The 24,903-nt window shown below is 64.5% G+C and carries 38 protein-coding genes; 2 read left to right on the top strand and 36 right to left on the bottom strand.

Annotation, left to right across the window (positions count from 1 at the left end):
• Positions 1–130 precede the first annotated feature (130 nt).
• The 33 genes from rplQ to ASE67_RS15110 form a co-directional block, all read right to left on the bottom strand.
• Positions 131–553: a 50S ribosomal protein L17 gene (rplQ, locus tag ASE67_RS15270; protein ID WP_055763356.1), complete on the bottom strand. Its 423-nt coding sequence runs from the start codon at positions 551–553 to the stop codon at positions 131–133.
• Between the two features lie 239 nt (positions 554–792).
• Positions 793–1,857, bottom strand: a complete 1,065-nt coding sequence (locus ASE67_RS15265) for a DNA-directed RNA polymerase subunit alpha (protein WP_055763352.1) — start codon at positions 1,855–1,857, stop codon at positions 793–795.
• 93 nt (positions 1,858–1,950) lie between these two features.
• Positions 1,951–2,340, bottom strand: coding sequence for a 30S ribosomal protein S11 (gene rpsK / locus ASE67_RS15260; RefSeq protein ID WP_055763349.1), 390 nt, complete (start codon positions 2,338–2,340; stop codon positions 1,951–1,953).
• A 106-nt stretch (positions 2,341–2,446) separates the two neighbouring features.
• Entirely contained in the window at positions 2,447–2,815 is a 369-nt protein-coding gene (rpsM, locus tag ASE67_RS15255; protein ID WP_055763345.1) for a 30S ribosomal protein S13, read from the bottom strand.
• A gap of 324 nt (positions 2,816–3,139) precedes the next feature.
• Positions 3,140–3,784, bottom strand: coding sequence for an adenylate kinase (locus tag ASE67_RS15250; RefSeq protein WP_055763343.1), 645 nt, complete (start codon positions 3,782–3,784; stop codon positions 3,140–3,142).
• A 25-nt stretch (positions 3,785–3,809) separates the two neighbouring features.
• A complete protein-coding gene (gene secY / locus ASE67_RS15245; RefSeq protein WP_055763340.1) occupies positions 3,810–5,177 on the bottom strand; it encodes a preprotein translocase subunit SecY in 1,368 nt (455 codons plus the stop codon).
• A 235-nt stretch (positions 5,178–5,412) separates the two neighbouring features.
• The gene (gene rplO, locus ASE67_RS15240; RefSeq protein WP_055763337.1) at positions 5,413–5,943 is read right to left on the bottom strand and encodes a 50S ribosomal protein L15; all 531 of its coding nucleotides are present in this window, start codon (positions 5,941–5,943) and stop codon (positions 5,413–5,415) included.
• A 99-nt stretch (positions 5,944–6,042) separates the two neighbouring features.
• Positions 6,043–6,219 (bottom strand): 50S ribosomal protein L30, encoded by a 177-nt coding sequence (gene rpmD / locus ASE67_RS15235; protein WP_055763335.1) that lies wholly within the window; start codon positions 6,217–6,219, stop codon positions 6,043–6,045.
• Positions 6,220–6,225: 6 nt separating this feature from the next.
• Entirely contained in the window at positions 6,226–6,957 is a 732-nt protein-coding gene (rpsE, locus tag ASE67_RS15230) for a 30S ribosomal protein S5 (protein WP_055763332.1), read from the bottom strand.
• Positions 6,958–6,960: 3 nt separating this feature from the next.
• Positions 6,961–7,317, bottom strand: coding sequence for a 50S ribosomal protein L18 (gene rplR / locus ASE67_RS15225; RefSeq protein WP_055763330.1), 357 nt, complete (start codon positions 7,315–7,317; stop codon positions 6,961–6,963).
• Positions 7,317–7,850 carry a 50S ribosomal protein L6 gene (gene rplF / locus ASE67_RS15220; RefSeq protein ID WP_055763327.1) on the bottom strand — a complete coding sequence of 178 codons (534 nt, stop codon included), beginning with the start codon at positions 7,848–7,850 and terminating at the stop codon, positions 7,317–7,319. The genes rplR and rplF overlap by 1 nt, the downstream gene beginning before the upstream one ends.
• Positions 7,850–8,245, bottom strand: a complete 396-nt coding sequence (gene rpsH, locus ASE67_RS15215; protein ID WP_033921102.1) for a 30S ribosomal protein S8 — start codon at positions 8,243–8,245, stop codon at positions 7,850–7,852. The genes rplF and rpsH overlap by 1 nt, the downstream gene beginning before the upstream one ends.
• An 11-nt stretch (positions 8,246–8,256) precedes the next feature.
• Positions 8,257–8,562 (bottom strand): 30S ribosomal protein S14, encoded by a 306-nt coding sequence (rpsN, locus tag ASE67_RS15210; protein WP_055763324.1) that lies wholly within the window; start codon positions 8,560–8,562, stop codon positions 8,257–8,259.
• A 59-nt stretch (positions 8,563–8,621) separates the two neighbouring features.
• Positions 8,622–9,206: a 50S ribosomal protein L5 gene (gene rplE, locus ASE67_RS15205; protein WP_055763321.1), complete on the bottom strand. Its 585-nt coding sequence runs from the start codon at positions 9,204–9,206 to the stop codon at positions 8,622–8,624.
• On the bottom strand, positions 9,199–9,513 hold the full coding sequence (gene rplX, locus ASE67_RS15200) for a 50S ribosomal protein L24 (protein WP_055763318.1): 315 nt from the start codon (positions 9,511–9,513) through the stop codon (positions 9,199–9,201). The genes rplE and rplX overlap by 8 nt, the downstream gene beginning before the upstream one ends.
• Positions 9,513–9,881: a 50S ribosomal protein L14 gene (gene rplN, locus ASE67_RS15195; protein ID WP_055763315.1), complete on the bottom strand. Its 369-nt coding sequence runs from the start codon at positions 9,879–9,881 to the stop codon at positions 9,513–9,515. Before rplN ends, rplX begins: the two co-directional genes overlap by 1 nt.
• 214 nt (positions 9,882–10,095) lie before the next feature.
• Entirely contained in the window at positions 10,096–10,368 is a 273-nt protein-coding gene (rpsQ, locus tag ASE67_RS15190) for a 30S ribosomal protein S17 (RefSeq protein WP_055763313.1), read from the bottom strand.
• A gap of 11 nt (positions 10,369–10,379) precedes the next feature.
• A complete protein-coding gene (rpmC, locus tag ASE67_RS15185; RefSeq protein WP_055763310.1) occupies positions 10,380–10,583 on the bottom strand; it encodes a 50S ribosomal protein L29 in 204 nt (67 codons plus the stop codon).
• 2 nt (positions 10,584–10,585) lie between these two features.
• Positions 10,586–11,017 (bottom strand): 50S ribosomal protein L16, encoded by a 432-nt coding sequence (gene rplP / locus ASE67_RS15180; RefSeq protein WP_055756910.1) that lies wholly within the window; start codon positions 11,015–11,017, stop codon positions 10,586–10,588.
• 12 nt (positions 11,018–11,029) lie between these two features.
• Positions 11,030–11,740: a 30S ribosomal protein S3 gene (gene rpsC / locus ASE67_RS15175; RefSeq protein WP_055763307.1), complete on the bottom strand. Its 711-nt coding sequence runs from the start codon at positions 11,738–11,740 to the stop codon at positions 11,030–11,032.
• The gene (rplV, locus tag ASE67_RS15170) at positions 11,740–12,117 is read right to left on the bottom strand and encodes a 50S ribosomal protein L22 (protein ID WP_055763305.1); all 378 of its coding nucleotides are present in this window, start codon (positions 12,115–12,117) and stop codon (positions 11,740–11,742) included. The genes rpsC and rplV overlap by 1 nt, the downstream gene beginning before the upstream one ends.
• Positions 12,117–12,395 carry a 30S ribosomal protein S19 gene (gene rpsS, locus ASE67_RS15165; protein ID WP_055763302.1) on the bottom strand — a complete coding sequence of 93 codons (279 nt, stop codon included), beginning with the start codon at positions 12,393–12,395 and terminating at the stop codon, positions 12,117–12,119. The genes rplV and rpsS overlap by 1 nt, the downstream gene beginning before the upstream one ends.
• A 3-nt stretch (positions 12,396–12,398) precedes the next feature.
• Entirely contained in the window at positions 12,399–13,250 is an 852-nt protein-coding gene (gene rplB, locus ASE67_RS15160) for a 50S ribosomal protein L2 (protein ID WP_055763299.1), read from the bottom strand.
• A 1-nt stretch (position 13,251) separates the two neighbouring features.
• Positions 13,252–13,569 carry a 50S ribosomal protein L23 gene (locus ASE67_RS15155; protein WP_055763296.1) on the bottom strand — a complete coding sequence of 106 codons (318 nt, stop codon included), beginning with the start codon at positions 13,567–13,569 and terminating at the stop codon, positions 13,252–13,254.
• Positions 13,562–14,188 carry a 50S ribosomal protein L4 gene (gene rplD, locus ASE67_RS15150; RefSeq protein WP_055763293.1) on the bottom strand — a complete coding sequence of 209 codons (627 nt, stop codon included), beginning with the start codon at positions 14,186–14,188 and terminating at the stop codon, positions 13,562–13,564. The genes ASE67_RS15155 and rplD overlap by 8 nt, the downstream gene beginning before the upstream one ends.
• A gap of 2 nt (positions 14,189–14,190) precedes the next feature.
• A complete protein-coding gene (rplC, locus tag ASE67_RS15145; RefSeq protein ID WP_055763659.1) occupies positions 14,191–14,916 on the bottom strand; it encodes a 50S ribosomal protein L3 in 726 nt (241 codons plus the stop codon).
• A gap of 321 nt (positions 14,917–15,237) precedes the next feature.
• Positions 15,238–15,546 carry a 30S ribosomal protein S10 gene (gene rpsJ / locus ASE67_RS15140; protein WP_033921125.1) on the bottom strand — a complete coding sequence of 103 codons (309 nt, stop codon included), beginning with the start codon at positions 15,544–15,546 and terminating at the stop codon, positions 15,238–15,240.
• A 153-nt stretch (positions 15,547–15,699) separates the two neighbouring features.
• Entirely contained in the window at positions 15,700–16,893 is a 1,194-nt protein-coding gene (gene tuf / locus ASE67_RS15135; protein WP_055763289.1) for an elongation factor Tu, read from the bottom strand.
• Between the two features lie 201 nt (positions 16,894–17,094).
• Positions 17,095–19,188, bottom strand: coding sequence for an elongation factor G (fusA, locus tag ASE67_RS15130; protein ID WP_055763285.1), 2,094 nt, complete (start codon positions 19,186–19,188; stop codon positions 17,095–17,097).
• A 95-nt stretch (positions 19,189–19,283) separates the two neighbouring features.
• A complete protein-coding gene (gene rpsG, locus ASE67_RS15125; protein WP_055763657.1) occupies positions 19,284–19,754 on the bottom strand; it encodes a 30S ribosomal protein S7 in 471 nt (156 codons plus the stop codon).
• Positions 19,755–19,853: 99 nt separating this feature from the next.
• Positions 19,854–20,225 carry a 30S ribosomal protein S12 gene (gene rpsL, locus ASE67_RS15120; RefSeq protein WP_055757399.1) on the bottom strand — a complete coding sequence of 124 codons (372 nt, stop codon included), beginning with the start codon at positions 20,223–20,225 and terminating at the stop codon, positions 19,854–19,856.
• Positions 20,226–20,464: 239 nt separating this feature from the next.
• Positions 20,465–20,731 carry a hypothetical protein gene (locus ASE67_RS15115; protein ID WP_055763281.1) on the bottom strand — a complete coding sequence of 89 codons (267 nt, stop codon included), beginning with the start codon at positions 20,729–20,731 and terminating at the stop codon, positions 20,465–20,467.
• Between the two features lie 58 nt (positions 20,732–20,789).
• Positions 20,790–21,221, bottom strand: coding sequence for an MAPEG family protein (locus ASE67_RS15110; protein ID WP_162236351.1), 432 nt, complete (start codon positions 21,219–21,221; stop codon positions 20,790–20,792).
• Between the two features lie 76 nt (positions 21,222–21,297).
• On the opposite strand from ASE67_RS15110, the gene ASE67_RS15105 reads away from it, so the two are divergent.
• Positions 21,298–21,753, top strand: a complete 456-nt coding sequence (locus tag ASE67_RS15105) for a GFA family protein (protein ID WP_055763276.1) — start codon at positions 21,298–21,300, stop codon at positions 21,751–21,753.
• A 37-nt stretch (positions 21,754–21,790) separates the two neighbouring features.
• Entirely contained in the window at positions 21,791–22,441 is a 651-nt protein-coding gene (locus ASE67_RS15100; protein WP_443025597.1) for a peptidylprolyl isomerase, read from the top strand.
• An 81-nt stretch (positions 22,442–22,522) separates the two neighbouring features.
• Here ASE67_RS15100 and ASE67_RS15095 read toward each other — a convergent pair whose 3' ends face one another.
• From ASE67_RS15095 to ASE67_RS15085, 3 genes are all read right to left on the bottom strand, one after another.
• The gene (locus ASE67_RS15095; protein ID WP_055763274.1) at positions 22,523–23,149 is read right to left on the bottom strand and encodes a glutathione S-transferase family protein; all 627 of its coding nucleotides are present in this window, start codon (positions 23,147–23,149) and stop codon (positions 22,523–22,525) included.
• A 48-nt stretch (positions 23,150–23,197) separates the two neighbouring features.
• The gene (locus ASE67_RS15090; RefSeq protein ID WP_055763271.1) at positions 23,198–24,070 is read right to left on the bottom strand and encodes a dienelactone hydrolase family protein; all 873 of its coding nucleotides are present in this window, start codon (positions 24,068–24,070) and stop codon (positions 23,198–23,200) included.
• Between the two features lie 113 nt (positions 24,071–24,183).
• Positions 24,184–24,843: a DUF1013 domain-containing protein gene (locus ASE67_RS15085; protein WP_200922244.1), complete on the bottom strand. Its 660-nt coding sequence runs from the start codon at positions 24,841–24,843 to the stop codon at positions 24,184–24,186.
• Positions 24,844–24,903: the final 60 nt, after the last annotated feature.

Here is a 24,903-nt window from a genome sequence, read left to right as displayed (position 1 = left end):
GTTACCAGCACGATACGCGAGCCGCTCGCCCGCGCAACCCCGTGGAGACACTGTAACCTTCACCAACGGAAAAGGGCGGCCGTACCGAAGTACGACCGCCCCTCCCTGTGTCTCTCGAGCGAAACGCCGATCAGGCGGCTTCGTCGAAATCCTCTTCGCTGATCACCGGGCCCGAATCCTGGCCCTTCGCCGACACGTCGCGGTCGACGAATTCGATGATCGCCATCGGCGAGGCGTCCGACGCGCGGATGCCGGCCTTGATGATGCGGGTATAGCCGCCGTTGCGATCGGCATAGCGGGTCGCCAGCACGTCGAACAGCTTCACCAGCTGCACGTCGTCGAGCAGACGGGCGTGCGCGAGACGACGGTTCGACAGGCCGCCCTTCTTCGCCAGCGTGATGAGCTTTTCGATGTAGGGACGCAGTTCCTTCGCCTTGGCGACGGTCGTCGTGATCTGCTCATGCTTGATGAGCGCGGCCGACATGTTGCGGAACAGCGCAATGCGGTGTGCCGAGGTACGCTGCAGCTTACGGCCGCCGACGCGATGACGCATGGTATTTCCTTCGTTCGTTAAGGGGCCGTGTCACGGAATCCCCAGAGCTGGTGGCGGTTTAGAGGCTGCCACCGGTGCGCCTGTTCGCGGCAAAGTTCACTAAGTTCACACTTGCCGCGTGTTGGTTTGCCAAACCCGACACGGGCGAAGCCCGCGTCGTCGGTCGGGTCGGCTGAAAGCCGGCCCGCCGGCCGGGATCATTTCGTCTCCGGGCCAAGCTCGCTTGGCCCGGTGCGAAATTATCCCATAATTTCCTGCTCGAGCTTCTTCGCCATCTCTTCGATGTTCTCGGGCGGCCATCCGGGGATGTCCATGCCGAGGCGAAGACCCATCGACGACAGCACTTCCTTGATTTCATTCAGCGACTTGCGGCCGAAATTCGGGGTGCGCAGCATCTCGGCTTCGGTCTTCTGGACCAGATCGCCGATATAGATGATGTTGTCGTTCTTCAGGCAGTTGGCCGAACGGACCGACAGTTCCAGCTCGTCGACCTTCTTGAGCAGGTAACGATTGATCTGCGCGGTATCGCCCTGACCTTCGCTCTGCGGTGCTGCGACCTGCGTGCCGGTGGCGGCAGCGCGGGGCAGCGTCGAATCGTCAAAGTGGACGAACAGCGCCAGCTGGTCCTGCAGGATGCGACCGGCATAGGCCAGTGCGTCTTCAGGGGTAACGGTGCCGTCGGTTTCGATGGTCAGCGTCAGCTTGTCGTAATCGAGTTCCTGCCCGACGCGGGTGTTCTCGACCTTGTAGCTGACCTGGCGCACCGGCGAATACAGCGCGTCGACCGGGATCAGGCCGATCGGCGCATCGGCCGGACGGTTGCCGGCGGCAGGCACATAGCCCTTACCGACGTCCGCGGTCAGTTCCATGTTCAGCGTCGCACCATCGTCGAGATGGCACAGCACCAGTTCCGGATTCATGACTTCGATGTCGCCGGTGACGGCAATGTCGCCGGCCTTCACTTCGGCCGGGCCGGTAACCGACAGCTGCAGACGCTTCGGGCCTTCGCCCTGCATCTTCAGCGCGATCTGCTTCACGTTCAGCACCATGTCGGTTACGTCCTCACGGACGCCGGCAAGGCTGGAAAATTCGTGAAGGACGTTCTCGATCTTGATCGAGGTAACGGCGGCGCCCTGCAGCGACGACAGCAGCACGCGACGCAGCGCGTTGCCGAGCGTCAGGCCGAACCCACGCTCCAGCGGCTCGGCCACGAAGGTCGAACGGCGCTTGGGATCGCCGCCCGGCTTCTTCTCGAGGCCGCTCGGCTTCTTGAGTTCCTGCCAGTTCTTAGCGTTGACGGACACGGGCTTCCCCTAGCTTGGCGGCGCGGAAAGGACGGGTCCGCGCCATGAAAGAACAGCCCCGCCGGACGAACCCGGCGGGGCGGCAGGCACGGATCAGACGCGGCGACGCTTCGACGGGCGCACGCCGTTGTGCGGGATCGAGGTCACGTCGCGGATCGACGTGATCTGGAAACCGACAGCCTGCAGCGCGCGCAGCGCCGATTCACGGCCCGAACCCGGACCCTTCACTTCGACTTCGAGCGTGCGCACGCCGTGGTCGGCGGCCTTGCGGCCGGCGTCCTCGGCAGCGACCTGCGCGGCGTACGGGGTCGACTTGCGCGAGCCCTTGAAGCCCATCATGCCAGCCGACGACCAGCTGATCGCATTGCCCTGCGCATCGGTGATGGTGATCATGGTGTTGTTGAAGCTGGCGTTCACATGCGCGACGCCGGCGGTGATGTTCTTGCGCTCGCGACGGCGAAGGCGCTGCGGTTCACGTGCCATTGTTGGAAATCCTGACCTGTATAGCGTGATGCGGAGGCCGGGAGGCGATCAGCCTCGAACCTGCCCCCGGCGGAGAAGAAGGGAAATCAGTCCAGCGGACTGATTTTTACTTCTTCTTGCCCGCGATCGGCTTCGCCTTGCCCTTGCGGGTGCGCGCATTGGTGTGCGTGCGCTGGCCACGAACCGGCAGGCCCTTGCGGTGACGCAGGCCACGATAGCAGGCGAGATCCATCAGACGCTTGATGTTCATCGCGGTCTGGCGACGCAGGTCACCTTCCACGGTGTGGCTGGCGTCGATCGCTTCGCGGATCTGCAGGACTTCCTGGTCGCTCAGGTCCTGAACGCGACGCTCGGCGGCGATGCCCAGCTGCTCGGTCAGCTGCTTGGCCTTTGCCGGGCCGATGCCGTGGATGTACTGCAGCGCGATGACGACGCGCTTGTTGGTCGGGATATTAACACCCGCGATACGTGCCATGAACTAAATTCTCCCAGCTCCACGAGGCGCCGCATGGCAGCGGCCCCTCATCTCGTAGCGTTGCAACCCGTCACGCACGATCGCGGCGAACGCGCGAAAGCGCCGCCGGAACCGGTATGTCGGGGTGAATCGCTGATACGGATCGATTCCCACCCTGTCAACCGGTGGACGGAACCAAATTCGGGATGGGGCGTGAGCGGCAGGCGCTCACTGCGCAAGGGCGCGATGCCCTCTCCCGCAACCTCGTCGTCACCCCGGCGCAAGCCCGAAGCGACGATCGCACATAGGGTAATGGAAAAGGGCGGACCGAAGCCCGCCCTCTCGTCACTTGTCGAGGATCGCCGCGACCTGCGCGGTCACCTGATCCATGTCGGCCATGCCGTCAACACGGTGCACAAGGCCGCGCGCTTCGTAGAGCGGCAGGATCGGCGCAGTTTTCGCGCGATATTCCACCATGCGCGTGCGCACGGTTTCCTCGTTATCGTCAGGGCGACGCTTGAACTCGGTCGCGCCGCACGCATCGCAGACGCCGGCGGCGGCGGGTTGCTTGAACGTGTCGTGATAGCCAGCGCCGCAATTGGCGCAGGTGAAGCGGCCGACGATGCGCTCGACCAGCGCATCTTCGTCCACCACCAGCTCGATCACATGGGTCAGTTGCCGCCCGCGATGTTCGAGCAGCAGGTCGAGCGCGTCGGCCTGTGCCGCCGTGCGCGGATAGCCGTCGAAGATCGCGCCCTGGTCGCCCAGCTGGTCGAGCCGCTCGCCGATCAGCGCCGACACGATCGCGTCGGACACCAGCTCACCGGCGTCCATCACGGCCTTGGCCTGTACGCCCACCGGGCTGCCAGCCTTGACCGCCGCACGCAGCATGTCGCCGGTCGACAGCTGTACCATGCCGCGCGCCGATTCGAGCCGCGCGGCCTGGGTTCCCTTGCCCGCCCCCGGCGGTCCGAGAAGGATGATGTCCATAGCTGCCCCCTTAGTCCTGTTACGCTCAGCCGCGCAGGCGTCCGCCCTTCAGCTTGGCCTTCTTGATGAGGTCGCCATACTGGTGTGCCAGCAGGTGCGACTGGATCTGCGTCACCGTGTCCATCGTGACGTTGACCACGATGAGCAGGCTGGTGCCGCCGAGATAGAAGGGAATCGACAGTGCCGATACCAGATATTCGGGCAGCAGGCAGATGATGACCAGATAGGCTGCACCGATGACCGTGATCCGGGTCAGCACATAGTCGAAATAATTCTCGGTATTCTTGCCCGGACGGATGCCGGGGATAAACCCGCCATAACGCTTCAGGTTGTCGGCGGTCTCTTCGGGATTGAAGACGATCGCGGTGTAGAAGAACGAGAAGAAGACGATGCCCGCGCCGTACAGCAGCATGTACAGCGGCTGCCCGTGCGCTAGATACTGGTTGAGCGACAGGATGAAGTCGCCCCAGCGGCTGTCCCCGGCGGTCGCCTTGCCGGCGAACTGGGTGATGGTGACCGGCATCAGCAGCAGCGACGATGCGAAGATCGGCGGGATGACGCCCGCGGTGTTGATCTTCAGCGGCAGGTGGCTGCGATCCGCCTGCACCCCGCGCGCCGTCTGGCGCTTGGGATACTGGATCAGGATGCGGCGCTGCGCGCGCTCCATGAAGCAGATGAACAGGACCAGGCCAGCGACGGCGACGATGATGCCGATCAGGGTGATCGGGTTCATCGTGCCCGAACGGCTGCCCTCGAACAGCTGGACCAGCGTCGTCGGCAGGTGCGCGACGATCCCGGCCATGATGATGAGCGAGATGCCGTTGCCGATGCCGCGGCTCGTGATCTGCTCACCCAGCCACATCAGGAACATCGTGCCGCCGATCAGCGAGATGACCGCCGCGACGCGGAAGGTCATGCCCGGCTCGATCACCGCCTGCGCGCCGGCCGAGGCGCCGAACGCCTCCAGCCCGACGGCGATGGTATAGCCCTGGATCGCGGTCAGCAGGACCGTGCCGTAGCGGGTATACTGGTTGAGCTTCTTGCGGCCCGACTCGCCTTCCTTCTTGATGGCGGCGAGCTGCGGGCTGAGCGAAGTGGCGAGCTGCACGACGATCGATGCGGTGATGTAGGGCATGACGCCCAGCGCGACGACCGACATGCGCGTCAGCGCACCGCCCGAAAAGGTATTGAAGAAGTCGAGAACGCCGCCCTGCGTCTGATTCGCGAGCAGGCCGAGCTGCGTCGGGTCGATGCCCGGCAGCGGCACATAGCTCAGCATGCGGAACACGATCAGTGCCCCGAGCGTAAACCACAGGCGCTTCTTGAGTTCGGTCGCCTGACCGAATTTCGACAGATTGAGATTGGTCGCAAGACCGTCTGAGGCGGCTGCCATGGATATGTCCCGAATGATGCTGGCGGGCCATCAGCCCACCCCCCGGGCGACCATATAGGGGTTGCAGCCGGGATGTCTAAGGGGGAGCGACAGCTTGTCGCTCCGCCCGTTCCTGCCGAGTAGGGACTGCGCGAAGTCGAAGGCCCGTATCGAGGTACGCCACAACGGGCGATCCCTCGATACGCCGCTTCGACTTCGCTCAGCGGCTACTCAGGAAGAACGGCAGTCCGCGGGATTACGCGTGCGCAGCCTTCTTGGCAGCGAGCGTCTTGCCCTTCTTGGCAGCGGCCTTTTCGTGCGCAGGCACGACTTCGATCACGTTGACCGAACCGCCAGCCTTCTCGACCGCTTCGATCGCCGACTTCGACGCGCCGGCGACGGTGAAGGCCAGCTTCACGTTCAGTTCGCCCTTGCCGAGCAGACGCACGCCGTCCTTGCCACCACGGGCCAGGTTCGCCGCCTTCAGCGCGGCGTGATCGAGCGCCGCACCGGCTTCGATCTTGCCGGCGTCGACCGCCTTCTGGATCGCACCGAGGTTCACTTCGGCGTAGTCCTTGGCGAAGATGTTGTTGAAGCCGCGCTTCGGGATCCGCATGTGCAGCGGCATCTGACCGCCTTCGAAGCCGGCGATCGACACGCCTTCACGGCTCTTCTGGCCCTTCTGGCCACGACCGGCGGTCTTGCCCTTGCCCGAGCCGATGCCGCGTCCGACGCGCATCTTGCTCTTGCGGGCGCCTGCGTTGTCGCGGATTTCGTTGAGTTTCATGTGTTGCACTCGCTTTCGCTATGTTCGCGCTGATAGAAATGAGGAAGGGGGCCGCTTAGCCCCCTTCCCCGCATTTGTCACCGGTAAAGGTAAAAGGCCTCAGCCTTCGACCGACACCATGTGCTGCACCTTGCGGATCATGCCACGCACCTCGGGGGTGTCGGCCAGTTCCACGGTCTTGTGCATCTTGTTGAGGCCGAGACCGATCAGCGTTGCGCGCTGATCCTTGGTCCGGCGGATCGGCGACCCGGTCTGGGTGATCTTCACGGTTGCCATCGCTCGTTACTCCACGATCGCCGCGGCATCAGCCTCGGCGGTCTGCGATCCACCACGACCCAGCAGGTCGGCGATCTTCTTGCCGCGACGCTGCGCCACCGACTTCGGCGACGACTGGTCGTTCAGCGCCTCGAAGGTCGCACGGATCATGTTGTACGGGTTCGACGTGCCGACCGACTTGGTCACGACGTCGGCCACGCCCAGCGATTCGAAGATGGCGCGCATCGGGCCACCCGCGATGATGCCGGTACCGGCCGGAGCCGACCGTACCGTCACACGACCGGCACCGAAGTGGCCGTTGCCGTCATGGTGCAGCGTGCGACCGTCCTTGAGCGGAACGCGGACCATCGCCTTCTTGGCAGCGGCCGTCGCCTTCGAGATGGCTTCCGGCACTTCGCGCGCCTTGCCATGCCCGAAACCGACGCGGCCCTTGCCGTCGCCGACGACGACGAGCGCTGCGAAACCGAAGCGCTTGCCGCCCTTCACGGTCTTCGAGACGCGGTTGATGTGGACGAGCTTTTCGATCAGCTCCTCACCACCATCGTCCTGGCCGCCACGACGGTCGTCGCGACGTCCGCCACGGTTGCCGTCACGGCCACCACGACCACCGCCGCCGGGACCACCCGGACCGCCGCGACCACGGCCGCCACGCGGACCACGGCCCTGCGGCTGCTCGCCACCCGGCGCTGCCGACACGTCGGCGGCGGGGGTTTCGGCCTGATTGTTTTCGTCAGCCATGTCTTAGAACTCCAATCCGGCTTCGCGGGCGGCCTCGGCCAGCGCCTTGACGCGGCCGTGGAACAGGAAGCCGCCACGGTCGAACACGACCTGCGTCACGCCGGCGGCCTTCGCCGCTTCCGCAACGCGGGTACCGACTGCGGTAGCCGCATCGATGTTCGCGCCCGAGGTGCCGCGCACGTCCTTTTCCAGCGTCGACGCCGAGGCAACGGTGCGACCCGCTGCGTCGTCGATGACCTGGGCATAGATGTGCTTGCCCGAACGATGGATCGACAGCCGCGCACGGCCGCCCGAACGCGCCTTGAGCGCGGTGCGATTGCGCCGACGGCGCTTCTCGAAGAGGGAGAGACCCTTGGTCATTACTTCTTCTTCCCTTCCTTGCGGAAGATGAACTCGCCGTCGTACTTGATGCCCTTGCCCTTGTACGGCTCGGGCTTACGCCAACGACGGATCTCGGCAGCGATCTGACCGACCTTCTGCTTGTCGATCCCGCTGATTTCGATCGTGGTCTGATCGGGCGTCTTGATCTCGATGCCTTCCGGCACGTCGATGTTGACGTCGTGGCTGTAGCCGAGCTGCAGCTTCAGGTTCTTGCCCTGCGCTGCGGCGCGATAGCCGACGCCGGTGATCAGCAGCTTCTTGGTGAAGCCGGTGGTCACGCCGGTGATCAGGTTCTGCACGAGGGTGCGCTGCATGCCCCAGAACGCGCGAGCGCGCTTGGTATCGTTCGCCGGCTGCACCGAAATGGTGTCGCCTTCGACGGCATAGGCGATGTCGTCCGCCAGCGGCAGCGTCAGCGTGCCCTTGGGGCCCTTAACGCTCAGCTCGCGCCCAGCGATGTTGGCGGTCACGCCGGCCGGAACCGGGACTGCCTTCTTACCGATGCGGCTCATCAGAAGACCTCCGCAAGGACTTCGCCACCGACATTCTGTTCGCGCGCTTCGGCGTCGGACAGAACGCCACGCGGCGTCGAGACGATGGTGATGCCCAGGCCGTTGCGCACCTTCGGCAGTTCCTGCGAACCCGAATAGACGCGGCGACCGGGCTTCGAGACGCGCGCGACGTGCTTGATCGCCGGCTGGCCTTCGAAATACTTCAGCTCGATGCGGATGCCGGCCGCGGGGCCCATCTGCTCTTCGCTGTAGCCACGGATATAGCCCTCGCGCTGCAACACGTCGAGGACACGGGCCCGCAACTTGCTGGCAGGCGTCAGGACACTGTCCTTGCGCGCGCGCTGGCCGTTGCGGATGCGGGTGAGCATGTCACCCAGGGGATCGGTCAATGCCATTGCTGTGTTCCTTACCAGCTCGACTTCGTGACGCCGGGGATCAGGCCCTTGTTGGCCAGTTCACGCAGCATGACGCGGGCGAGACGGAACTTGCGATAATAGCCGCGGGGACGACCCGTCAGCTCGCAACGGTTGCGGATGCGGGTCGGATTCCCGTTGCGGGGAATCTCGGCCATCTTCAGCCGCGCGATCAGACGCTCGGTCTCGTCGAGCGACGTATCGGCTGCGATCGCCTTCAGCTTCGCATATTTGGGCGCGAACTTCTTGACGAGTGCGCGACGGCGCTCGTTCTTGTTCACGGAACTCAGTTTCGCCATGGACTTAAGCTCTCTTCGTTAAAGCGAACGGCCGCCCCCGTTGCCGGGGGCGGACCGGATTACGCCGCCTTCTGTTCCTCGGCGCCCTCTTCCTGCGGGAAGGGGAAACCGAAGAGACGGAGAAGCTCGCGAGCCTCTTCGTCGGTCTTGGCGGTGGTGGTCACGATCACATCCATGCCGCGCACCTTGTCGATGCGGTCATAGTTGATTTCGGGGAACACGATCTGTTCCTTGATGCCGCAGGCATAGTTGCCACGGCCGTCGAACGACTTCGGGTTCAGGCCACGAAAGTCGCGGACGCGGGGAAGCGCGATGGTGATGAAGCGGTCGAGGAATTCGTACATCCGCTCGCGGCGCAGCGTGACCTTGCAGCCAATCGCCATGCCTTCACGCAGCTTGAACTGCGCGATCGACTTCTTCGCCTTCGTGACGACAGGCTTCTGGCCGGCGATCAGCTCCATTTCAGAACTGGCCTGCTCGACCTTCTTCTTGTCCTGCGTCGCTTCGCCAACGCCCATGTTCAGGACGATCTTGTCGAGACGCGGGATTTCCATCACGTTCTTGTAACCGAACTTGTCGGTCATCGCCTTCACGATGCGATCGTCATAGATCGCCTTCATGCGCGGCTTATATGCATCAGCCATTGATGACCTCCCCGCCCTTCACGGCGACCCGAACCTTCTTGCCGTCGCGGAGTTCGAAACGAACCCGGGTCGGCTTGCCGTCGACGACGTGCGCGACCTTGCTGACGTGCATCGGCGCTTCCGAGCGCACCAGACCACCCTGCGGGTCGGCCTGGTTCGGCTTCTTGTGGCGCACGGCGATGTTCACGCCGGCGACGACGACCTTGCCGTCCTTCGGCATCGACTGGGTGACCTGGCCGGTCTTGCCCTTGTCCTTGCCCGACAGGACGATCACGGTGTCGCCCTTCTTGATCTTGGCAGCAGCCATTACAGCACCTCAGGCGCGAGCGAGATGATCTTCATGAAGCCCTTCGAGCGCAGCTCGCGGACCACCGGGCCAAAGATACGGGTGCCGATCGGCTCCTCGTTCTTGTTGACCAGCACGGCGGCATTGCCGTCGAAGCGGATCACCGAACCGTCGCTACGACGGATGTCCTTGGCGGTGCGAACGATGACGGCGCGGTGCACGTCACCCTTCTTCACGCGGCCGCGCGGGGCGGCTTCCTTGATGCTGACGACGATGACGTCGCCGACGCCCGCCACGCGGCGCTTGGACCCGCCAAGCACCTTGATGCACTGCACCCGCTTCGCGCCGCTGTTGTCAGCGACGTCGAGATTGGATTGCATCTGAATCATGGATGCGATTCCTTACCCTATGGGGCCGATTCCGACCGGACCCCGCCTGCTAAAAATGAACCCCCGGCTGCGGACATACCGCGCCGGGGGGAGCGGCCCATTAACCGCCCCATGGCGAAAAGGCAAGCGCCTCTCCGCAAATGTTCGTCATATCCGGGTCTAACCCCGGAATTGCATGTGGGGCGGAGGTCTTCACCCCCGCCCCTGCAAAGGCTTACGCCTCGGCTGCGACCTCTGCCGGCGTCGCGTGGGTGTTGACCCGCTCGATCACCTTCCAGGTCTTCAGCTTCGAGATCGGCGCGGTCTCTTCGATGCGCACGGTCTCGCCTTCGCGATACTCATTGCCCTCGTCATGGGCATGGTACTTCTTCGAACGGCGGATGATCTTGCCGTAGAGGGGGTGCTTGACCTTCCGCTCTACCTTGACCACCACCGTCTTGTCGGTCTTGTCCGAGACGATCATCCCGGTCAGCACGCGCTTCGGCATGTCTCTCGTCCTTACTTGTCGGACGAGCGCGAACGCTCGCCCTGCAGCGTCTTGATCCGCGCGATGTCGCGACGGACTTCCTTCACGCGGGTCGGCTTTTCCAGCTGGCTGGTCGCCGCCTGGAAACGGAGGTTGAACGCCTCACGCTTCAGGCTGGTCAGTTCCTCGACCAGCTGGTCGTCGTTCTTGCCGCGAAGATCGGTTGCCTTCGTCATAATCAACCCTCCAGGTGCGAGGTGTCGCCCAGACGGGCAACGACCTTGACCGCGATCGGCAGCTTCATCGCGGCGCGTTCGAACGCCTCCGCGGCGAGCGGACCGGGCACGCCGTCCAGTTCGAACAGGATGCGACCCGGCTTGACGCGGGCGACCCAGAATTCGGGCGAACCCTTGCCCGAGCCCATGCGGACTTCGGCAGGCTTCGACGACACCGGCAGATCCGGGAAAATCCGGATCCACAAGCGGCCCTGGCGCTTGATGTGACGCGTGATCGCGCGGCGAGCCGCCTCGATCTGGCGGGCGGTGATCCGCTCCGGCTCCATCGCCTTCAGGCCATACGACCCGAAGTTCAGCGACGTACCGCCCTTGGCATCGCCATGGATGCGGCCCTTGAAGGCCTTGCGGAACTTGGTGCGCTTTGGTTGCAGCATCTCAAATTATCCTTAGCGGCGGTGATCGTCGCGCGCGGGGCGCACGCCGGAGGTCTGAGCCTCCATCATCAGCCGGTCCTGCGCCATCGGGTCATGGCCGAGGATCTCACCCTTGAAGATCCAGACCTTGACGCCGCAGACGCCGTACGCGGTGTGTGCTTCGGCCTCGGCATAGTCGAGGTTGGCACGCAGCGTGTGCAGCGGAACGCGACCTTCGCGATAGCCTTCCGAACGGGCGATTTCCGCACCGCCCAGACGACCGCCGCAAGCGACGCGGATGCCATCGGCACCCAGGCGCATCGCCGACTGCACCGCACGCTTCATGGCGCGGCGGAAGGCGATACGACGCTCGAGCTGATCGGCAATGCCCTGCGCGACGAGCTTCGCGTCGATTTCCGGCTTGCGGATTTCGACGATGTTCAGCGACACGTCCGAGCCCGTCATCGTACCCAGCTTCTTGCGAAGCTTTTCGATGTCGGTGCCCTTCTTGCCGATGATCACGCCCGGACGGGCCGCGAAGATCGAGATGCGGCACAGCTTGGCCGGACGCTCGATGACCACCTTGGAGATCGCGGCCTGCGGCAGCGTCTTCATGATGTACTGGCGGATCTTCAGATCCTCCAGCAGGAGACGGCCATAGTCGGCGCCTTCGGCATACCAACGGCTGTCCCAGGTGCGGTTGATCTGCAGACGCAGACCGATGGGATTGGACTTGTGACCCATTACGCTTCCTCCACCTCGGACACGACGATGCGCACGCGGCTGAACGGCTTCAGGATGCGCGTCGACTTGCCGCGACCACGGGTCGCGAAACGCTTCATCGTGATCGACTTGCCGACCGAGGCTTCCTTGACGACGAGTGCGTCGACGTCGAGGTTGTGGTTGTTTTCCGCATTCGCGATCGCCGAAGCGAGGCACTTGCGGACATCGACCGCCATCGCCTTCTTCGAGAAGGCGAGGATGTTCATCGCATCGCTCGCCGAGCGGTTGCGGATGAGCGCGGCGACGAGGTTCAGCTTCTGGGCCGAGCCGCGGACCTGAGTCGCGACTGCCAGGGCTTCCTTGTCACCAACGCGACGGGGTGCTGCCTGCTTGCTCATCAGCGCTTGCCCTTCTTGTCGGCGGCGTGGCCGGGGAAGAAGCGCGTCGGAGCGAACTCGCCGAGCTTCATGCCCACCATGTCTTCGTTGACCGAAACCGGCACGAACTTGCGGCCGTTATAGACGTTGAACGTCAGGCCGACGAACTGCGGGAGAATGGTCGAACGGCGCGACCAGGTCTTGATCGGGCCGGCACGGGTGCCGGCGTCCTGCGCCACTTCTGCCTTCTTCAGCAGATTGAGGTCCACGAACGGACCCTTCCATACGGAACGAGCCATCGCTTAGCCCTTCTTCTTCGCGTGACGGCTACGGATAATCATCTTGTCCGTCGCCTTGTTGTGCCGCGTGCGCGCGCCCTTGGTCGGCTTGCCCCACGGGGTGACCGGGTGACGACCGCCCGAGGTCCGGCCTTCACCACCGCCGTGCGGGTGGTCGACCGGGTTCTTGGCGACGCCGCGCGTCAGCGGGCGAATGCCCTTCCAGCGGTTGCGACCGGCCTTGCCCAGATTCTGGTTCTGGTTGTCGGGGTTCGACACCGCACCGATCGTCGCCATGCAGGCGGCGTGGATGTAGCGCTGCTCACCCGAGTTCAGGCGGACGATGACCATGCCCTTGTCGCGGCCGACGACCTGCACGTACGTGCCGGCCGAACGAGCGATCTGACCGCCCTTGCCCGGCTTCATCTCGATGTTGTGGACGATCGTGCCGACCGGCACCTGGCCCAGTTCCATCGCGTTGCCCGGCTTCACGTCGGTCTTCTTGCCCGCGATCACCTTGTCGCCGACGTTCAGACGCTGCGGCGCGATGATGTAAGCGACGCGGTCCTTGCCCGCTTCGTCCGCACCATAGTTGATGAGCGCGATGAAGGCGGTGCGGTTGGGATCATATTCGATCCGGTCCACGGTGCCTTCGACGTCCCACAGGCGACGCTTGAAGTCGATGATGCGGTAGCGCTGCTTGTGACCGCCGGCGATGCCGCGCGAGGTCACATGGCCCTTGTTGTTGCGACCGCCGGTCTTGGTCTTGCCTTCGGTCAGCGCCTTGACCGGACGGCCCTTGTACAGCGCCGAACGGTCTATCAGGACCAGGCCACGCTGCGACGGCGTGGTCGGATTATATTGCTTGAGTGCCATGTTACTTGGCCCCCTCGGTAATGTCGATCGACTGGCCTTCGGCCAGCGTCACGATCGCCTTCTTGAAGTCCGAGCGAGTGTAGGGCGCGCCCTTCCACTTCTTGGTCTTGCCCTTGGTCACGATCGTGTTGACGCCGGTGACGGTGACGTTGAACAGCGCTTCGACCGCTGCCTTGATCTCCGGCTTCGACGCCTTGTTCGCGACCTTGAAGACGACGGCGTTATGCTCGGAGAGCATCGTCGCCTTTTCGGTGATGTGGGGGCTAAGCACCACGTCGTAGTGACGGATGTCGATAGCCGACTGCTGCTGCTTAGCCATTGAAGCGGGCCTCCAGCTTTTCGATCGCCGCGCGGGTCAGGACCAGCGTGTCGTGCTTCAGGATGTCATAGACGTTGGCGCCACCGGCCGGCAGGACATTGACCTGACGGAGGTTGCGCGCTGCCAGCGCGAAGGTGTTTTCCACCGCGTCGCCGTCGATGACCAGCGAGGTCTTGCCGAAGCCCAGCTTCGCGAGGTTGCCGAGCAGGACCTGGGTCTTGCCGTTCTCGACGGTCAGGCCGTCCAGAACCACCAGCGAACCCGCCTTGGCATGGCTCGACAGCGCCATCTTCAGGCCCAGAGCGCGAACCTTCTTGTTCAGGCCCGGGTTGAAGTCGCGGACGCGGGCGCCGTGCGCCTTACCACCGCCGATGAACACCGGAGCGCGGCGATCGCCGTGACGAGCCACACCGCCGCCCTTCTGGCGACCCAGCTTCTTGCCCGAACGCGCGACATCGGCGCGCTCGCGGGTGCCGCGGGCGGTGCCGCGACGCTTCTCGAGCTGCCAGGTCACGACCCGGTGCAGGATGTCCGCACGCGGATCGAGGCCGAACACCTCGTCGTTCAGCTCGATATCGCCGCTTTCGACGGCATCGAGGGTCTGTACCTTGACCTTCATGATCAGCCCTCCTGGCCGTCGGTCGCTGCCGGTGCGGCCGCGTCGTTGCTGTTGGCGCTCTTCAGCCCTGCGGGATACGGCGCGTCGGCATGGCGCGCGACCTTCACCGCGTCCTTGACCGTCAGCCAGCTGCCCTTGTGACCGGGAACCGAACCCTTGATGAAGATCAGCCCACGCTCGACGTCGGTCGACACGACCTGCAGGTTCTGCTGCGTGCGGTTACGGTCGCCCATGTGGCCGGCCATCTTCTTGTTCTTGAAGACCTTGCCCGGATCCTGACGCTGACCGGTCGAACCGTGCGAACGGTGCGACACCGACACGCCGTGCGTGGCGCGCAGACCGCCGAAGTTCCAGCGCTTCATGGCGCCCGCAAAGCCCTTGCCCTGCGTACGGCCCGAAACGTCGACCAGCTGTCCGGCGACATAGTGGTCGGCACCGATGGTGGCACCGACATCCAGCAGCGCATCGTCCGCAACGCGGAACTCGACCACGCGCGCCTTCGGGGTCACTTCGGCCTTGCCGAAATGGCCGCGCTGCGGCTTGGCGACATTCTTCGCCTTGGCAACGCCGGCGCCGAGCTGCACCGCGACATAACCGTCACGGTCCATTTCACGACGGGCGACGACCTGCACGTCTTCCAGCTGCAGGACGGTGACGGGCACGTGGCGCCCGTCGTCCTGGAACAACCGGGTCATACCCATTTTCTTCGCGATCACACCAGTACGCATGACCAACTCCTCCAACAGAGGCTCGTCTTGACGACGAGCTTGCCTAACGAAAAAGGCTCCGGTGCGCGGTCACCCGCCTCCGAAGCCCCAGCCCTTGCGATCTGCACGCCCCCGCCAGGGCCAGACATCGCCGATATTCCCCACCGAAGGGTTGCATCGACGATAGCGGGGACGCGGACAACAGCACTTGCCCGGAAGCGTTGTGCCGTTCGGTATCCCTTTGGTTGCTTTCCCGGCCTCTACCGTGTGGCCCCAAGGGACCCAACGGGAAGCGAAAGCGCGACGCAGGGCGGAATCACCCTACGTCGCGGCAAGCGGCTATTACGCCAGCTTGATCTCTACGTCCACCCCTGCCGCGAGGTCGAGCTTCATCAGCGCGTCCACGGTCTGGGGGGTCGGCTGCACGATGTCGAGCAGACGCTTGTAGGTGCGGGTCTCGAACTGCTCGCGCGACTTCTTGTCGATGTGCGGGCCGCGGTTGACCGTGAACTTGTCGATGTGCGTGGGCAGCGGGATCGGTCCACGGATCAGGGCGCCGGTGCGACGCGCGGTGTCGGCGATGTCGCCGGCCGCCTGGTCGAGCACGCGATGGTCGAACGCCTTCAGGCGAATGCGGATATTGTTGTCCATGGTCCTACCGATGCGAAAGAGCGGGCCGTCGGAACGGCTCTTGATTAACAACGAATGGCTTAGTGGAAACCCCAGCTACAAGCGAGGTGCCCTCATAAAATAGCAAATGGCGGCCCCCGTCTCCGGGGACCGCCACCTGTTCGAGTCGCTATATTACTTGTCGATGCCGCTGACAACCCCTGCGCCGACGGTACGACCGCCTTCACGGATGGTGAAACGCTGGCCGACGTCCATGGCGATCGGTGCGATCAGCTTCACGCCGAGGGCAACTTCGTCGCCCGGCATGACCATTTCAGTGCCTTCCGGCAGCTCGATCGTGCCGGTGACGTCCGTGGTGCGGAAGTAGAACTGCGGACGATAGTTGGCAAAGAACGGCGTGTGACGGCCACCTTCGTCCTTCGACAGCACGTACACCGACGACTGGAAGTCGGTGTGCGGGGTGATCGAGCCCGGCTTCGCCAGAACCTGACCACGCTCCACTTCGTCACGGGCGACGCCGCGGATCAACGCGCCGATGTTGTCGCCGGCCTGGCCCTGGTCGAGCAGCTTGCGGAACATTTCGACGCCGGTCACGACGGTCTTGCGGACCGACTCGTGGATGCCGACGATTTCGACTTCTTCGCCGACCTTCACGATGCCGGTTTCGACGCGGCCGGTCACAACCGTACCACGACCCGAGATCGAGAACACGTCTTCGATCGGCATCATGAACGGCTTGTCCAGCGGACGCTCCGGCTGCGGGATCGACTCGTCGACGGCCTTCATCAGTTCCAGGATGGCTTCCTGGCCCAGCTTCTGGTCCGAACCCGACAGGGCGCAGGTGGCCGAGCCGCGGATGATCGGAATGTTGTCGCCGTCGAATTCACGCTTCGACAGTTCTTCGCGGATTTCCATTTCGACGAGTTCGAGGATTTCCTCGTCGTCGACCAGATCGACCTTGTTCAGGAAGACGACCATGGTGGGAACGCCGACCTGCTTGGCGAGCAGGATGTGCTCCTTGGTCTGCGGCATCGGGCCGTCGGTGGCCGACACGACCAGGATCGCGCCGTCCATCTGCGCGGCGCCAGTGATCATGTTCTTCACATAGTCGGCGTGACCCGGGCAGTCGACGTGCGCATAGTGGCGGGCGGCGGTCTCATACTCGACGTGCGCGGTCGAGATGGTGATGCCGCGCTCGCGCTCTTCCGGAGCCTTGTCGATGTTGGCGAAGTCGACGGCGACGCCGCCCATCGTGTCCGCCAGCACCTTGGTGATCGCGGCGGTCAGCGAGGTCTTGCCGTGGTCGACGTGACCGATGGTGCCGATGTTGAGGTGCGGCTTGTTCCGCTCGAATTTTGCCTTAGCCATTTTCCTACCTTCTGATTCGAATTCGGTGCCGCCGGGGCCACGCGAACGCGGCCCTTTAGCGGGTGTTGTTTCGTAATGCCAGCCCCCGAACCGGGGACAGGACGACGAAGTAAATTCGTCGTCGGACGGGACGGTCGTGCGACCGCCCCGCCGGCCGGCCTTTCGGCGTCTCGGGGCTAAGCTGGCTTAGCCCCGTGCGCCTCAGGCCATCTTAGCCTTCACTTCGTCGGCAACGTTCTGCGGCACTTCGTCATAGTGCGAGAACTGCATCGAGTATTGCGCGCGGCCCTGCGTGAACGAGCGGAGCTGGTTCACATAGCCGAACATGTTGGCCAGCGGGACCATCGCTTCGACGGTCTGCGCGTTGCCGCGGCTGTCGGTGCCCTGGATCTGGCCACGACGGCTGTTCATGTCGCCGATGACATCGCCCAGATAGTCTTCCGGGGTCACGACCTCGACCTTCATGATCGGCTCGAGCAGCTTGATGCCGGCCTTCTGGGCCGCTTCGCGCATCGCGCCACGGGCGCAGATTTCGAACGCCAGCGCCGACGAGTCGACATCGTGGTACTTGCCGTCGATCAGGTGCACTTCGAAGTCGATGATCGGGAAGCCGATCAGCGAACCGGTCTGTGCCGTCTCGCGCATGCCCTTTTCCACCGACGGGATATATTCGCGCGGGATGTTGCCGCCCTTGATCTCGTCGAAGAACTGGTAGCCGGTGCCACGCTCGCCCGGGATGACCTTCACCTTCACTTCGCCGAACTGGCCCGAACCACCCGACTGCTTCTTGTGGGTGTAGGTCAGCTCGACCGGCTTGGCGAGATATTCGCGATACGCCACCTGCGGCGCACCGACGTTCGCTTCCACCTTGAACTCGCGCTTCATGCGATCGACGAGGATTTCGAGGTGAAGTTCACCCATGCCCTTGATGATCGTCTGGCCCGATTCGTGATCGGTCGACACGCGGAACGAGGGATCCTCGGCAGCCAGGCGGTTGAGCGCGATGCCCATCTTTTCCTGGTCGGCCTTGGTCTTCGGTTCCACTGACAGCTCGATGACGGGTTCCGGGAACTCCATGCGCTCGAGGATGATCGGGTTCGAAGCGTCGCACAGCGTGTCGCCGGTCGTCGTTTCCTTCAGACCCGCGATGGCGACGATGTCACCGGCGCGCGCCTCGTCGATGTCCTCACGCGAGTTCGCGTGCATGAGAAGCATACGGCCGATCTTTTCCTTCTTGTCCTTCACCGAGTTCAGGTAGCCGCCCTTGGTCAGCGTACCCGAATAGATGCGGGCGAAGGTGAGCGAGCCGACGAACGGATCGTTCATGATCTTGAACGCCAGCAGCGACATCGGCGCATCGTCGGCGGCCGGACGCGAATCCGGGGTCTCGCCGTCGAGCTTCACGCCCTGCACGTCCGGAATGTCCAGCGGCGACGGCAGATAGTCGACCACGGCGTCGAGCAGCGGCTGCACGCCCTTGTTCTTGAACGCCGAACCGCAGACGATCGGCACGAACTGCATGCCAAGCGTGCCCTTGCGGATCAGCTTCTTCAGATCGGCGACCGACGGTTCATTGCCTTCGAGATAGGCTTCCATCAGGTCGTCGTCCTGCTCGACGGCCATTTCGATCAGGTCGCTGCGATACTTCGCAGCCTTTTCCTTCATGTCTTCCGGAATGTCCTGATATTCGAACTTCGCGCCCAGCGACTCTTCGAGCCAGATGATCGCGCGGTTCTCGACCAGGTCGACCAGGCCCTTGAAGCCACCTTCGATACCGATCGGGAGATATAGGACCGCCGGACGCGCACCGAGGCGTTCGATGATCGAGTCGACGCAGAAATAGAAGTCGGCGCCGGTGCGGTCGAGCTTGTTGACGAAGCACATGCGCGGCACGCCGTACTTGTCGGCCTGACGCCACACGGTTTCCGACTGCGGCTCCACGCCGGCAACGCCGTCGAAACAGGCGACCGCACCGTCGAGCACGCGCAGCGAACGTTCGACTTCGATCGTGAAGTCGACGTGGCCGGGGGTGTCGATGATGTTGATCAGGTGCTCTTCACCCTTGCCCTCTTCAGCGCGCCACTTGCAGGTGGTTGCCGCCGAGGTGATGGTGATGCCGCGTTCCTGCTCCTGCTCCATCCAGTCCATGGTGGCGGTGCCTTCGTGCACTTCGCCGATCTTGTAGGACTTGCCGGTGTAGTAAAGAATACGCTCGGTGGTGGTCGTTTTGCCGGCGTCGATGTGCGCCATGATGCCGATGTTACGATACCGTTCGAGCGGATGGCTGCGGGCCATGATCGTGCTTCCTTAGCAATGTGGGGAGCGAGGCATGACGCCCGCTCCCCACGATATAGGCGGTTAGTTCAGCGGTGAAAAGCCACCGCCTGAGCTTACCAGCGGTAGTGCGAGAAGGCGCGGTTCGCTTCCGCCATGCGGTGCGTGTCTTCGCGCTTCTTGACGGCGTTGCCGCGGTTGTTGGCAGCGTCCATCAGCTCACCCGACAGGCGGGCCGACATGGTGTTCTCGCTGCGGTTGCGGGCCGAGGCGATCAGCCAACGGATGGCGAGTGCCTGGGCGCGTTCGAAGCGGACTTCGACCGGAACCTGGTACGTCGCACCACCGACGCGGCGCGAACGCACTTCGATGTTCGGCTTCACGTTGTTCAGCGCATCGTGGAACACGCCCAGCGGGTCGCGCTTCGCGCGGCTCTCGACGGTTTCGAATGCCGAATACACGATGCCTTCGGCGACGGACTTCTTGCCGTCCAGCATCACCGAATTCATGAACTTGGTCAGAACCTCATCCCCGTATACGGGATCAGGCAGGATTTCCCGCTTTTCGGGACGACGACGACGAGCCATCAGATATTCCTTCAATCTTCAGCCGGTTCCCGAACCCGTCGGGGGCTTACTGGGGGTAGATGGACCTCAGGCCGCGCTGGCGATCAGCGCGGCACAGGATCACTTCGGACGCTTGGCGCCGTACTTCGAACGCGACTGGCGGCGATCCTTGACACCCTGCGTATCGAGCACGCCGCGCAGGACGTGGTAGCGAACGCCGGGAAGATCGCGCACACGACCGCCGCGGATCAGCACGACCGAGTGCTCCTGAAGGTTGTGGCCTTCACCCGGAATGTAGCTGATGACTTCGCGCTGGTTGGTCAGGCGAACCTTGGCCACCTTGCGCAGTGCCGAGTTCGGCTTCTTCGGAGTCGTCGTGTAGACGCGGGTGCAGACACCGCGCTTCTGCGGGTTCTGGTCCATCGCAGGGACCTTCGACTTGGCCTTCTGCGGTTCGCGGCCCTTGCGGACCAGCTGGTTGATCGTCGGCATGAAGCCCTTCACCTTATCTTGCGGTTACTTTGCCGGAGCCGTTCCTGTCAGAAATGCGCAAAGGCCACGTGGGCGCAAACCCTCGGGGCCGATGTCTCCAGCAATGTTCAGCTCTTTGAACCCACATGCAGGCCGACGACGGCTAGGACGCCGACCCAGTGGGACGCGCGGCCTATACCGATGCGCCCCCGATCGGTCAATGGCACGCGGCGGACCTCCGCAGGCCCACGCAGGCGCGATCAGTTGGCGGCGTTGCCCATGGTCGCGTTCATCCCGTCGGGCGTATTGCCCATCATCGCATCGCCCGCGGTCGTCACCGAATTAGCCTCGGTCTCCATCGGGTTGATCGCGATCATCTCGTTGCCGACCTCGCCATCGTTGCGGAAGGCCGCGTTGGCATAGGCGTCGTTCGACACGACGTTCGCGTCGTTGGTCGTCACGATCTCCTGCCCACCACAGGCACCCAGCAGGGCAAGGACGGGCAAGGCGGCGGCGAAACGGACCATGGCAAATCTCCGAAAGGATGCGACTCCAACGTCGCGTAACGCTCGCCGTTCCGGTGCGTCAACGTGCCGAAAAGCCGATATCGATCGCAAATCCCACCCACATCGCGCCCAGCACCCCGTTCGACACGAGGAACAGGACGAAGCGCGGCCGTACCCGGCCGGTGATGTGCGCGATGCTGTGCCCCGCACGAACGGCGACATAGGCCCAGGCGAGCGCCACCTGCGCCAGCGTGGCGAGGCCGGTGACCAGCAGCAGCGGCACCAGCGCAAAATACAGCACCGGCATCTCGAACAGATTCGCCAGATTGGCGGCGGGCCGTTCGACCGGGCGGAAATAGGCGCGAGTCGCATCGCCGTCGGCCAGGTCCGCCGCGCGCGGACGCTGCCGCCGCATATGCCCGATCCGCGCCTGCAACAGCGTGATGCCGACCAGGAAGATCAGCGCGACCAGTGCAAAGGTCGGCCACAGGATCGCCCGCGCCATCATCATCGTTCGCCCACCCCTGTTGTCGCCCTCTCTGCGCGGTTTATACCGCGACGATCTTTCGCGCCAACGGAGTGATGCGATGCCCCCTGCCCTGCCGATAGAAGGCGGCTGCCGTTGCGGGCGGGTGCGGCTGCGGATCGATGCCGCGCCGATGATGACCATGGCGTGCCATTGTCACGGATGCCGGCAGATGTCGGGCAGCGCCTTTTCGTTGAGCGTCGCGGTGCCGGGCGCCGCGCTGCACGTCACCGGCGCGACCGTGATCGGCGGACTGCACGGCGAACAGGTCCGGCATCATCATTGCGACCATTGCAAAAGCTGGCTGTTCACCCGGATCGAACCCGATCCCGGCTTCACCAATGTCCGCGTCGGCGCACTCGACCGACCGGAGGGCTTCGCGCCGTTCATCGACACCTGCACCGACGAAGCGCTGCCATGGGCGACGACTCCGGCGCGGCACCGCTATCCCGGCTTTCCGCCGGCTGAGGCGTTCGGATCGCTGCTGGCCGAATATGCCGCGATGCAGGCGGACTGACGCGCTTCCGCCCGGCGGCTTCGGGCGTTAGGGGGCGATGATGCGTATCCTGCTTGCCCTGTTCCTGCTGGCCTTTGCCGCGCCGGCGTCCGCCCAATCCGCCACCCGCGCCACGCCCGGCTATGTCCGGGTGAAAATCGACACCAACGTCGGATCGATCATCGTCGCGCTGGATGTGAAGCGCGCGCCGGCGACGTCGAAGAACTTCCTCGCCTATGTCGATGATGGCCGGTTCGACGATACCGATTTCTATCGGTCGGCGCGGCGCAAGGCCGATCCGAAGCTGGGGTTCGTGCAGGGCGGCATCCGCACCGATGCCCGCCGCATCCTGCCCCCCTTCCCCCATGAACGCACCGACCGCACCGGGGTCAAACATGTCGACGGTGCGATCTCGATGGCCAGGCGGCCAGAGGCCAATTCGGCGGGCGGCAATTTCGTCCTGCTGGTCGGCGCGATGCCCAGCATGGATGCGAAGGGCGACTTTGCCGGCTATGCCGCGTTCGGGCGGGTCGTCGGCGGCATGGACGTGGTCAAGCGCATCCTCGCCAAGCCGACCGGCGGCGGATCGGACGCGATGAAGGGCCAGATGATCCTCGATCCCGTCCGCATCCTGCGCGCGCGGCGTCTGGACGGGAAACCGCAGCCGACCGGTCAGCCGAAGGTCTGGCTGATCAATGTGCGGCGTTGAGGTTCGCCCCATCCGTTCGTCCTGAGTAGCCGCTTCGACAAGCTCAGCGACCACTCGGCACGAACGGAATGGTCGGCTACCTCACCCCGCCGCCTGCATCTCTGCCACCGCCGCGTCGTCCAGTTCGCTGGCGCGGGCATAGGCCGGCCGTTCGAGCAGTCGTCCAAGATACGCCGTGAACGCGTCCAGCTTGGGCAACGTCCCGAACTGCGTACCCCACATGACGTGCGACCCGACATAGACGTCGGCCGCCGTGAAGCGATCGCCCGCGATATAGGGATGCGCCGCAACCGCCGCCTCCAGCACCGTGACCACGCGATCGTAATCGCCATAGCCGACCATCCGCTGCTGATCGTCGCTTGGCACCACGCCCAGCGAGCGGTTGGTGATCGCCTGCTCCAGCGGCCCGGCAGCAAAGAACATCCAGCGGTAGTAATCCGCGCGCTCGGCATCCGTCGGGGCCAGTCCCGCATCGGGGAAGGCGTCGGCCAGATAGGCGCAGATCGCGGCGCATTCGGTCACGACCCGCCCATCATGGACGATCGCCGGCACCTTCCCCATCGGGTTGATCGCGAGATAGGCGTCGGCCTTCATCGTGCCGCCATAGCCCAGCACCTCGACCGCATAGTCCGCGCCGACCTCCTCCAACATCCATCGGGCGATCCGCCCGCGCGACATCGGGTTGGTGTAGAGCGTCAGTCCAGCCATCGTGTTTCTCCCCCTGCGATTCGTTAGGAACGAAGGTGGAACATCCTCCTATTTCGCGTCAAGTTCGTGACGCAGAAACGCGATGGTGCGGTCCCATGCCAGCTTCGCTGCCGCCGCATCATAGCGCGCCGCCGACGTGTCGTTGTTGAAGGCATGATCGACGTTCGGATAGACATGGGTGGTCGCCCGCTTGCCCGCCTTGCGCAGCGCCTCGCCCCATGGCAGCGCGGTCGCATTCACCCGCGCGTCCTTGCCCGCGAGTTGCAGCAGCAGCGCAGCGCGGACCTTGGCCGCCTCGGTCGGATCGGGTGCCGGGCCGTAATAGCTGACCCCGGCGGTCAGCAGCGGGTCGGCCACCGCCAGCCGATTGACGAACGCCCCGCCCCAGCAGAACCCGACGACGCCGGTGCGCAGCCCTTTGCGCTCGCCGCGTGCCTTGGCCAGATAAGCCTTCGCCTGTGCCAGCGCGGCGTCGTAGTCGATCGTGCCGATCATCGCGCGCGCCTTGTCCTCGTCGGCCGGCGTCCCGCCCTGGGGGGCGAGCAGGTCGGGGGCGATCACGCGGAACCCGGCAAGGGCGATTCGCCGCGCGACATCCTCGATATGTGCGTTCAGCCCGCGATTTTCGTGGATGACCAGTACCAGCGGCAAGGCGCGCCCGCCCTTGGGTGCCGCGAAATAGGCGCTGGCGGGATGGCCGGCTTCGGTGCCGCTCGCCTTTGCCACGTCGAGCCGCGGGTCGTTCGCCGCCACCTGCTGCGCGGCGGCGGGGGATGCCGCGATGCCGGCGATCAGCACTTCGGCAGCGGCGGCCGATCCGGCGAGCGCCACCATCTGCGCCATGAACGTACGGCGGTCGTGATGTTCGTGGGTGAAGGCGTCGTACAGCGCGATCGCGCGGGCGGTCAGGTCTTCGGACATCGGCTTGGCACTCCGCTTCGGGAACGCGCAGCCTAAGCCATTGCCGCCGATACGCAAACGACCCGACCATCCGAGGATGGCCGGGCCGGCAATGCGTCACCGGGTGGGGTGGATCAGCGCTTGAACGGGTCGAAGAAGCTCAACGGTTCGGCGGTCTCGCCGCGCTCGGCCAGTTCGGCGTCGCGCGCCGCCTGGGTGCGTTCGTTGCGCAGCTGCTCGATCAGCGCCTCACGGTCGCCTTCCAGACGGGTGTCGGCCGGCGCCTCGATGCCGGCGGCCTTCGCCGCCTTGCCGACCAGCGCGTCCAGCTCGCGCTGCGAACACAGGCCCAGCGTCACCGGGTCCTTCGGCGTGATGTTGCCGATGTTCCAGTGCGTGCGGTCGCGGATCGCGGCGATGGTCGTGCGGGTGGTGCCGATCAACTTGCCGATCGCGCCGTCGCTGATTTCCGGGTGGTTGCGGATGATCCAGGCGATGCCGTCCGGCTTGTCCTGCCGCTTGCTGACCGGGGTGTAGCGCGGCCCCTTGGTCCGGCGGACCTGTTCCGGGCCCTTCATCATCACCAGGCGGTAGTCGGGGTTCTTCTGCCCCTTCTCGATCTCTTCCATCGTCAGTTCGTGCGCGCGCACCGGATCGCGGCCGGTCAGCTTGGTCGCGGCGGTGTCGTCGGCGATCGCCTGCACCTCTAGCACGTGCAGGCCACAGAAGTCGGCGATCTGCGGAAAGGACAAGGCGGTATTGTCGACCAGCCAGGAAGCGGTCGCGTGCGGCATCAGCGGCTGGGCCACGACGGGTCTCCGAAATAGAAAGGGCCGCCCAAACCGGGCGGCCAC

This window comes from Sphingomonas sp. Leaf23 (genome assembly GCF_001421585.1).
GTDB lineage: Bacteria > Pseudomonadota > Alphaproteobacteria > Sphingomonadales > Sphingomonadaceae > Sphingomonas.
This window is presented reverse-complemented; position numbering and strand designations above follow the sequence as displayed.